At 69.9% G+C, this 8,360-nt stretch carries 8 protein-coding genes; 6 read left to right on the top strand and 2 right to left on the bottom strand.

Translation table 11 applies throughout. From position 1 onward, the window contains the following. A partial coding sequence (locus QZ772_RS06970) for a LysR family transcriptional regulator (protein WP_295524275.1) occupies nt 1-526 on the bottom strand: 526 nt, incomplete at its 3' end. Between the two features lie 133 nt (nt 527-659). On the opposite strand from QZ772_RS06970, the gene QZ772_RS06965 reads away from it, so the two are divergent. From QZ772_RS06965 to QZ772_RS06955, 3 genes are read left to right on the top strand one after another with little or no spacing between them, the layout of a single operon-like run. After that, nucleotides 660-1,625: a tripartite tricarboxylate transporter substrate binding protein gene (locus QZ772_RS06965; RefSeq protein ID WP_017761659.1), complete on the top strand. Its 966-nt coding sequence runs from the start codon at nt 660-662 to the stop codon at nt 1,623-1,625. Nucleotides 1,626-1,628: 3 nt separating this feature from the next. Next, complete coding sequence (locus tag QZ772_RS06960; RefSeq protein ID WP_295524273.1) at nt 1,629-2,819, top strand: FAD-dependent monooxygenase; 1,191 nt, start codon at nt 1,629-1,631, stop codon at nt 2,817-2,819. 47 nt (nt 2,820-2,866) lie between these two features. Next, nucleotides 2,867-3,196 (top strand): YnfA family protein, encoded by a 330-nt coding sequence (locus QZ772_RS06955; RefSeq protein ID WP_295524276.1) that lies wholly within the window; start codon nt 2,867-2,869, stop codon nt 3,194-3,196. Here QZ772_RS06955 and QZ772_RS06950 read toward each other — a convergent pair. Further along, nucleotides 3,174-4,997 carry an acyclic terpene utilization AtuA family protein gene (locus QZ772_RS06950; protein ID WP_295524272.1) on the bottom strand — a complete coding sequence of 608 codons (1,824 nt, stop codon included), beginning with the start codon at nt 4,995-4,997 and terminating at the stop codon, nt 3,174-3,176. The two genes, QZ772_RS06955 and QZ772_RS06950, sit on opposite strands and share 23 nt — an antisense overlap. 161 nt (nt 4,998-5,158) lie before the next feature. On the opposite strand from QZ772_RS06950, the gene QZ772_RS06945 reads away from it, so the two are divergent. The 3 genes from QZ772_RS06945 to QZ772_RS06935 are packed head-to-tail and all read left to right on the top strand — an operon-like array spanning nt 5,159 to nt 8,059. Further along, nucleotides 5,159-6,334 (top strand): acyl-CoA dehydrogenase family protein, encoded by a 1,176-nt coding sequence (locus tag QZ772_RS06945; protein ID WP_295524270.1) that lies wholly within the window; start codon nt 5,159-5,161, stop codon nt 6,332-6,334. Nucleotides 6,335-6,362: 28 nt separating this feature from the next. After that, a complete protein-coding gene (locus QZ772_RS06940; protein WP_295524268.1) occupies nt 6,363-7,193 on the top strand; it encodes a TIGR03084 family metal-binding protein in 831 nt (276 codons plus the stop codon). Further along, nucleotides 7,190-8,059 carry a phosphatidylglycerol lysyltransferase domain-containing protein gene (locus QZ772_RS06935; protein WP_295524266.1) on the top strand — a complete coding sequence of 290 codons (870 nt, stop codon included), beginning with the start codon at nt 7,190-7,192 and terminating at the stop codon, nt 8,057-8,059. The genes QZ772_RS06940 and QZ772_RS06935 overlap by 4 nt, the downstream gene beginning before the upstream one ends. Nucleotides 8,060-8,360 lie beyond the last annotated feature (301 nt).

Raw genomic sequence — 8,360 nt, 5'->3', positions numbered from 1 at the left:
ACTCGTTTGCCGGCAGGATCAGCAGCAACTGTGCATCGAGCAGCTTGCGTCGGCGCACCGCCCGCGAGGTGGTGAGGAAGGCGCCAAAGCCGGCATCGAGCACGCCGCTCTGCACCCGTTCGTAGATCAGCGCGCGGTCCAGGTCCTGCACCTCCACCTCGACGTTCGGATGCGCCTGCGCGAAGACCGCGCAGGCCTGCGGCAGCACCGACGAGGCAATGACCGGCGTGGCACCCACCGACAGCCGACGCTTCTGCGTGGCCGTGATGCGGCCCAGCGATGCAGCGGCATCGTCCAACTCCCTCAGCACGCGCGTGGCCGTGGGCAGGAAGGCCATGCCCTGGGCCGTGAGGGCCACGCTGCGCGTGGTGCGCTCGAAGAGGCGGCAGTCCAGCTGGGCCTCCAGCTCACGGAGCATCGCGCTCAGCCCCGGCTGGGTGACGTGCAACTGCTCGGCCGCGCGGGTGAAGCTCTGCACCCGCGCGGCGGCCACAAAGGCCCGCAACTGCCGAGCCGAAAGGTTCATGGTCCGACGTTTCCTTGATAAAGATCAGTCATCAATTGATTTTATTTCTGACTTTTACTTTGCTGGCCATGCCGCTTCCAATCGGGAATCGGACCGGCGGGATGTGCCGGTCGCCCCTTCAGGAGACAGACCCATGACTTCCCTTGTGCGCCGCGCCCTCGCGGCCTCGCTGATGGCCTTGCCCGTTGTGCCGGCGCTGGCCCAGGCTCCCTATCCCTCCCGCGCCATCACCATCGTTGTGCCTTTCCCGGCGGGCGGTCCCACCGACGCCAGTGCCCGGGTGTACGGCAAGGCACTGGGTGAGACGCTGGGCCAGCCGGTGGTCATCGACAACCGTGCGGGCGCCGCCGGCACCGTCGGCAGCGCCTTCGTCGCTCGCGCGCCTGCCGACGGCTATACGCTGCTGTGGGGCGGCACCAGCACGCTTGCCGTGGCGCCGGGCCTCTACAAGAACCTGCGCTACGACGCCCAGTCCTTCGTGCCCATCGGCATGGCCCTGCGCGGCCCGATGATGCTGGCGGCTTCGCCGGCCAGCGGTATCGCCTCGCTGGCCGACCTGCCCCGCAAGGCACGTGACGGGCGCCTGACGGTGGGCACGGCCGGCACGGGCTCCATCGGCCACCTTTCGACCGAGCTGTATGCCGACGTCGCCGGCATCAAGCTGACCCATGTGCCCTACCGGGGTGGCAGCCCGGCGATCACCGATGCCATCGGTGGACAGGTGGACCTGGTGTTCGACACCGCGGCTGCATTGCAGCCCTTCGTCAAGACGGGAAAGCTGCGCGCCCTTGGTGTGGGCGGCACCCAGCCTTACGCGCCGCTGCCGCAGACGCCGACGCTGCAGTCCGCCCTCGGCAAGCCGTATGAGGCCTACTCCTGGTTCGGCCTGGTGGCGCCCAAGGAAACGCCGCCTGCCGTGCTGGAGACGCTGCGCAAGGCCATGGCGCAGGTATCGCGCACGGCCGAGATCCGGCAGGTACTGAGCGATCAGGGCGTGGAACCCGGCGTGGATGGGCCCGAGGCCTTCGGCCAGGTCATCGCCACCGATGCCGCGAAGTGGGCGCGCATCATCCAGCAGGCCGGTGTGACGGGAGAGTGAGCGATGCCTGACCCGATCCTCATCGCCGGCGCCGGCCTCGGCGGCCTGACCGCTGCGTTGGCGCTTTTGCGTCGCGGCCATGCCGTGCGCGTCTTCGAGCAGGCCGCGCAGCTTGGCGAGGTGGGCGCGGGCCTCCAGCTGAGCGCCAACGCCACCCGCGCGCTGCATCTGCTGGGCCTGGCCGAGCCGCTGGCACGCGTCGCGGCCGAGCCGATGGGCAAGGAGATCCGGCTTTGGAGCACCGGCCAGACCTGGAAGCTCTTCGACCTGGGCGATGCGTCGGTGGCGGAATACGGCCATCCCTACTACACGCTCTACCGGCCCGACCTGCATCGGGTGCTGGTGGAGGCGATCCGCGCCCTCGCACCCGACGCGCTGTGCCTGGGCGCGCGTTGCGAGCGCTTTGCCCAGACGGCCGACGGCGTGACGCTCACGCTGGCCGATGGCTCGGAGCACCGCGGACGTGTGTTGATCGGCGCCGATGGCGTGCATTCGGCCGTGCGCCGCCAGCTCTTTGGCGATGGGCCCGCCGTCTATTCGGGCTGCATGGCCTGGCGCGGCGTGATCCCGATCGGCCGCCTGCCGGTGGAACTGATACGCCCGGTCGGCACCAACTGGGTCGGGCCGGGGCGTCATGTCATCCACTACCCCCTGCGCGGCGGCCAGCTGATGAACTTCGTCGGCATCGTCGAGACCGACCGCTGGGTGGCCGAATCGTGGACGCAGCGCGGCACGCATGCCAAATGCCACGCCGACTTCGAAGGCTGGCATGACGATGTGCACGCGCTGATCCGCCACATCGACGTGCCGTACCGCTGGGCGCTGATGGCGCGGCCCGCCCTTGCGCGCTGGACGCAGGACAGGGTGACGCTGCTGGGCGATGCGGCGCATCCCACGCTGCCCTTTCTGGCGCAGGGCGCCGCCATGGCCATCGAGGACGGCTTCGTGCTGGGCCGTGCACTGGCCGAGATCGACGACGCGCCTGAGGCGCTGCATCGCTACGAAGCCGCACGCCTCGACCGGACGACCCGCATCGTGGAGAAGTCGACCGAGAACGGACGCCGCTTCCACAACCCCGAACTGGCCAGTGCTTCCGGCGCGGCCGCGTACGTGGATCGCGAGTGGCGGCCGGAGCGTGTGCACGAGCGCTACCACTGGCTGTTCAAGTACCGGGTGGACGAGGTCGTGCTGTAGCCGCGGGCGGTGGAGTTGGCGAAGCACGGCCATGCAGAATGGCCGCCGTGTACCTGCTCAAGACCTTCGGACTCTTCGTGCTCACGGCCCTGGCCGAGATCGTGGGCTGCTATCTGCCCTGGCTGTGGCTGCGTCAGGGCCGCTCGGTCTGGCTACTGCTGCCGGCGGCCGCCAGCCTGTCGCTGTTCGCCTGGTTGCTGACGCTGCATCCCACCGGCAGTGGCCGCGTGTATGCGGCCTATGGGGGCGTGTACGTCGGCGTGGCGATCCTGTGGCTGTGGCGGGTGGACGGCGTGACGCCCACCGCCTATGACCTGGCCGGTGTCGCGCTGTGCCTGGCCGGCATGGCGGTGATCATGCTCGGCCCCCGCGCCTGAGGGCTTCGGCCGCCACCCTGGGCGGCACCGCGATCGGCATGTCCAGCAGCATCTGTGCCATGCCCTTGCCCAGCGGGTCCATGCGCATGGACGAGGGGCCGCCGCCGTCGAGGGCATCGTGGATCAGCAGGTTCATCGCATCCGTGCCGGGCAGGTGGTAGCGCGTGACGTGCCCGGCGGGCAGGTGTCTGAACCAGGCCTCCACCACCGCCGGCTGCAGCGCGTGCCACAGCAGCGGCAGCCACTGCGGCCGGCGCGCCACCACGCCGATGTTGGACAGGTTGCCCTTGTCGCCGCTGCGCGCCCAGGCCAGGTCGATCAGGCGCACCGTCTCGGTGGCGGGCTCGTCGGCGCTCCAGTCGGCCGGGGCGGGCAGGGCAGGCACGGGCGAGGCCTGCGCGCCGGCAGGGACGGCCACCGCATGACGCACGCCGTCCAGCACGAAGCCCGGCTGCACCGCGCCCTTGTCCAGCAGGAAGGCGAAGGGCTTGACCAGCGGCGACACCGCCGGTCGCCCGCCGCCGGGGCTGGTGGTGCCCGGCGACCATGAGGTGCCGGAAGGCGCGATCTCGCGCGCGAACATGGCCAGCGCCGCCTTCTGCGGATGGTTGGCCACCACGCGCATCATCACCTCGCGCGCCTGGCGGGTGCGGGCGTGCGGACCGTAAAGCGTCTCGGCGCCGATGACTTCGATGTGGGTGGAGGTGAAGGGTGGCAGGCCCTGTGCCTGCAGGATCTTGCCGGTGCGCTCCAGGATGGCCTCGGCCGTGCGCCGCGCCTTCTTCTCGGCGTCGATGCCGATGATCACCATGCTGCCCGCGCAGCGGAAGCCGTCCAGCTGCGTGGCCGACACCTTGTACTGGGTCGTCGGCGCGCGGCCCTTGGCCGGGCTCACGTGCACACGGTTGTCGCCCTGCTGGGTGACGCGCACTTCGCGGAAGTCGCAGCTCACCTCGGGCAGCAGGTAGGCGCCGGGGTCGCCGATCTCGTAGAGCAGTTGCTCCACCACGCCCGCGCGGATCACCTTGCCGCCGGTGCCCTCCGGCTTGGTGACGACGAAGCTGCCGTCGGCGTGGCATTCCACGATGGGGTAGCCGATGTGCGCCCAGTCCGGGATGTCCTCCCAGTCGGTGTGCAGCCCGCCGGTGGCCTGGCAGCCGCATTCGATGATGTGGCCGGCCAGGCTGCCCGAGGCGAGCAGGTCGTGCGCGTCGGCCGTCCAGCCGAACTCGTGCATCAGCGGGCCCAGCGTGACGGCGCTGTCGACGCAGCGGCCGGTGATGACCACCTCGGCACCGGCGGCCAGCGCCGCGGCGATCGGTGCGGCGCCCAGGTACGCATTGGCGCTCAGCACCTTCTCGGGCAGGGTCTCGCCAGTGAACATGTCGCGCACGCCCTCGGCACGCAGGCCGGGCATCAGGCCGCTCACGTCATCGCCCTCGATCACGGCGATGCGCAGTGCGATGCCCTGCGCCTCGGCCACGGCCTTGAGCGCGGCGGCGCAGCCGTGCGGGTTGATGCCGCCCGCATTGCTCACCACCTTGATGCCCTGGCGCTTGACCTCGGCCAGCACCGGCTTCAAGGCGATGTCGACGAAGTCGGTGGCGTAGCCCAGCTCGGGGTTCTTGGCCCGGGCCGCGGCCAGGATGGCCATGGTCGTCTCGGCCAGGTAGTCGAAGACCAGGTAGTCGAGCCGGCCGCCCTTCACGAGCTGCGGGGCGGCCACCATGCTGTCGCCCCAGAAGCCGGACGCGCCGCCGATGCGGACCGTGCGGGAGGCGTTGTTCGGCGTGTCTGTCATGCGCGTTTCCTCTGAAGGAATCAGCTTAGCGAGGCGGGCGGTGCCAGGCTTGTGCCAACTCGCTGCGTTGTCCATCCGCCTGCGTGGCATCGGCGCAGCCAGTTCGCGCAAGACGGGCCGCGCGCCCGCCGCTAGCCTCGCGCCAGCATCAGGAGACCTGCATGGACCTGCTCGAAGCGCCGCCGCTTCCCTTCCATTTCACGCCCGAGCACGAGCAGTTCCGCGCGAGCCTGCGCGACTTCATCGCCCGCGAGATCACGCCCCATGTGCACGAGTGGGATGAGGCCGAGACCTTTCCGCGTGCGCTCTACGCGCGCATGGCGGAGCTGGGCGTGCAGGGCCTGGGCTACCCGGAAGCCTATGGCGGCACGCCGGCCGACCTGTTCTACCAATTGATAGTGGCCGAGGAATTTGCGCGCTGCGGCGGGGGTGGGGTGCAGGCCTCGCTCAACTCGCACAGCATTGCGCTGCCCCCTGTGCTCAAGGCCGGCAGCGATGCGCTGCGCCAGCGGGTGATTCCACCCGTGCTGGCAGGCCAGAAGGTCGCGGCCCTGGCCATCACCGAGCCCTCCGGCGGCTCGGACGTGGCCAGCCTGCGCACGACGGCCGTGCGCGACGGCGACCATTACATCGTCAATGGCGAAAAGACCTTCATCACCTCCGGCGTGCGGGCGGACTTCATCACCACGGCCGTGCGCACTGACCCCACGGCCAAGGGTGCGGGCGGCATCTCGCTGCTGGTGATCGATGGCGACACGCCCGGCCTGACGAGCACGCCGCTCAAGAAGATGGGCTGGTGGAGCTCCGACACCGCGCACCTGCGCTTCGACCAGTGCCGGGTGCCGGTGGCGCATCGGGTGGGCGAAGAGAACCAGGGCTTCAAGCTGGTGATGAACAACTTCAACAGCGAGCGCCTGTTCATGGCGGTGCTGGCCTGCGGCTACGCCGAGGTCTGCATGCAGGAGGCGCTGGACTGGACGCGCCAGCGCAGCGTGGGCGGCAGCGTGCTGTCGCAGCGGCAGGTGGTGCGTCACAAGCTGATGGACATGGCCATGCGCATCGATGCCACGCGTGCGCTGCTCTACGACCTGACCTACCGCATCGAGCACCAGTTGGCGCAGCCGGCCCAACTGGTGGCGCGGGTCTGCCTGGCCAAGGTGCAGGCCACGCAGACGATGCAGTTCTGCGCCGACCAGGCCGTCCAGCTGCTGGGTGGCATGGGCTTCATGCGCGGCACGAAGAGCGAGCGCATCTACCGCGAGGTCAAGGTCATGATGATCGGCGGCGGTGCCGAGGAAGTGATGAAGGACCTGGCTGCGCGGCAGCTGGGCATCTGAACGACAAACCGAGAAGACGACGACCCCGATGAACGACACCATCGACGACCTGCGCGCCGAGTACGCCGAACTGGCCGGGCTGGCGCGCGGCCTCGGCCCCGAACAGTGGCGCCTGCGCAGCGATTTCTACGGCTGGACGCCGTGGGACGAGATCGCACACCTGCTGTACTTCGACGAGACCGCGCTCCTGGCCGCCACCGACGCCGACGCCTTCGCACGCGACACCGCCGCACTCACGGCGCAACTGACGGCCGGCCGCGAGATCAGTGCCATCGCCCGCGAGAAGTACGGCCATCTGGACGGGCCGGCGCTGCTGGCGCGATGGGAACCGGTGTCGGCCCAGCTCACCGGTGCCCTGGCTGCGCTGGACCCCAAGGCCCGGCTGCCCTGGTACGGCCCCAGCATGAGCGCGCGCTCCTTCGCGACGGCCCGTCTGATGGAGACCTGGGCCCACGGCCAGGACGTGTGGGACGTGGTGCGCCGGCGCCGAGCGGTCGGTCCGCGGCTTCGTCATATCGCGCACATCGGCGTGACCACCTTCGGCTGGAGCTTCGTGAACCGCGGCCTGTCGGTGCCGCCGGTGGTGCCGTACGTGGAACTGCAGCCGCCACCCGGCGGCGCAGAAAGCGAGGGTGCCTGGACCTGGGGCGATCCGGCATCGCCCGAGTGGGTGCGCGGCACGGCCGAGGATTTCTGCCTGCTGGTGACGCAGCGCCGCAATGTCGCCGACACGGCGCTGCGCTACAGCGACGGCGCCGCGCGCGAATGGCTGCAGATCGCCCAGTGCTTTGCCGGCGAGCCGGCCAGCGCGCCGCCGCCCGGCGTGCGCCGCGTCGACTACCTCGAAACGCTCGCTTGACCGGCCTGCCGATCACGCTGGACATGCAGCCGCGCATCGACGCGGCGCTTGCGGCCTTGCGGGCGGGGCAGGGTGCGCAGGCGCTGTCGGACCATGCCTTCTCCAACCTCTACCTGTTCCGCGAGGCCCATGCGTACCGCTTCCTACCCGGCGAGTGGCCGGGCGTCGCGGGCCGCACGTATGACGGTGCCACGCACGTCATGCCGCTCTTCGACATCGGTACGGCACCGCTGGCGGTGCTGGATGCGTTGATCGAGAGGCATGGCTGTCTCTATCCGGTGGCCGAGCATCAGGTCCGGGCCTTGCCGGCCGGCCGCTTCGCATGCAGCGCCAACGACGACGACGCGGACTACCTCTACGCGGCCGAGTCCTTCCGCGACTATGCGGGTCGGGCCCTGGCCAAGAAACGCAACCTGGTGCGGCAGTTCCTGGCCCATCATGTGCCCGAGGCCGTGCCCTTCGGTTCAGCGCTGGAAGCACCGGCGCGCGAGGTGCTTGCGGGCTGGATGGTGCAGAAGGGCAAGGATGCCGGCGAGGCCGACGAGCACGCGTGCCTCGAGGCCATCGCGCATGCCGCGCGCTTCGGCCTCGAAGGCTTCGTGTACTTCGTCCAGTCGCAGCCGGCGGCCTTCGTGCTCGCGCAGGCGCTGGAACCGGGCGTGTTCGCCATCCGCTTCGCCAAGGGCCTGGACAGCCATGTGGGCATCTACCCGCTCATGTTCCAGCACTTCTGCCGGTCGTTCGCGCGGCCGGTGGTCTGGCTGAACTTCGAGCAGGACATGGGCAATCCTGGTTTTAGACGGAGCAAGCGGTCGTATGCGCCGCAGGGCTTGCTGGCGAAGTGGCGGGTGTCGCGGGTTGGGTGATTGGCGTTTGATGTGGGCCGACCGTTCGTCTGTTCCGATGGTTCGCTTCTTGCGGTGGACTGGTCCCGGCGATGGTCCGGTTGTGGGCGGTGGTTCGGCCCTGGTGCCGGTGAGGGCGTGCCGGCGCTTCAAGTGGGGCGGTCGGCGCTGCGCGCCGACTTCCCTGCGGTGCTCGGGCAGACGGGCCGCGGCAGAACTCGCTACGCGCTTCGCGCTGCGCTCAAACAACTGCCGCGAGTCAGTTCACGAAGCAGGCCTGTCCTCCGGCAGGCCCGCAGCCCGTCCGCCCTGCGCTCCTCGG

The sequence above is a fragment of the uncultured Pseudacidovorax sp. genome (genome assembly GCF_913773995.1).
Taxonomy (GTDB): domain Bacteria; phylum Pseudomonadota; class Gammaproteobacteria; order Burkholderiales; family Burkholderiaceae_C; genus Xenophilus.
Note: the sequence above shows the minus strand (reverse complement) of the source record. Positions and strands in the feature narration are given on the sequence as shown.

What these genes read in the sequence shown, in the direction of transcription:
- QZ772_RS06965 (WP_017761659.1), top strand. Translation starts at nt 660, where the DNA reads ATGACTTCCCTTGTGCGCCGCGCCCTCGCGGCCTCGCTGATGGCCTTG.
- QZ772_RS06960 (WP_295524273.1), top strand. Translation starts at nt 1,629, where the DNA reads ATGCCTGACCCGATCCTCATCGCCGGCGCCGGCCTCGGCGGCCTGACC.
- QZ772_RS06950 (WP_295524272.1), bottom strand. Translation starts at nt 4,997, where the DNA reads ATGACAGACACGCCGAACAACGCCTCCCGCACGGTCCGCATCGGCGGC.
- QZ772_RS06945 (WP_295524270.1), top strand. Translation starts at nt 5,159, where the DNA reads ATGGACCTGCTCGAAGCGCCGCCGCTTCCCTTCCATTTCACGCCCGAG.
- QZ772_RS06940 (WP_295524268.1), top strand. Translation starts at nt 6,363, where the DNA reads ATGAACGACACCATCGACGACCTGCGCGCCGAGTACGCCGAACTGGCC.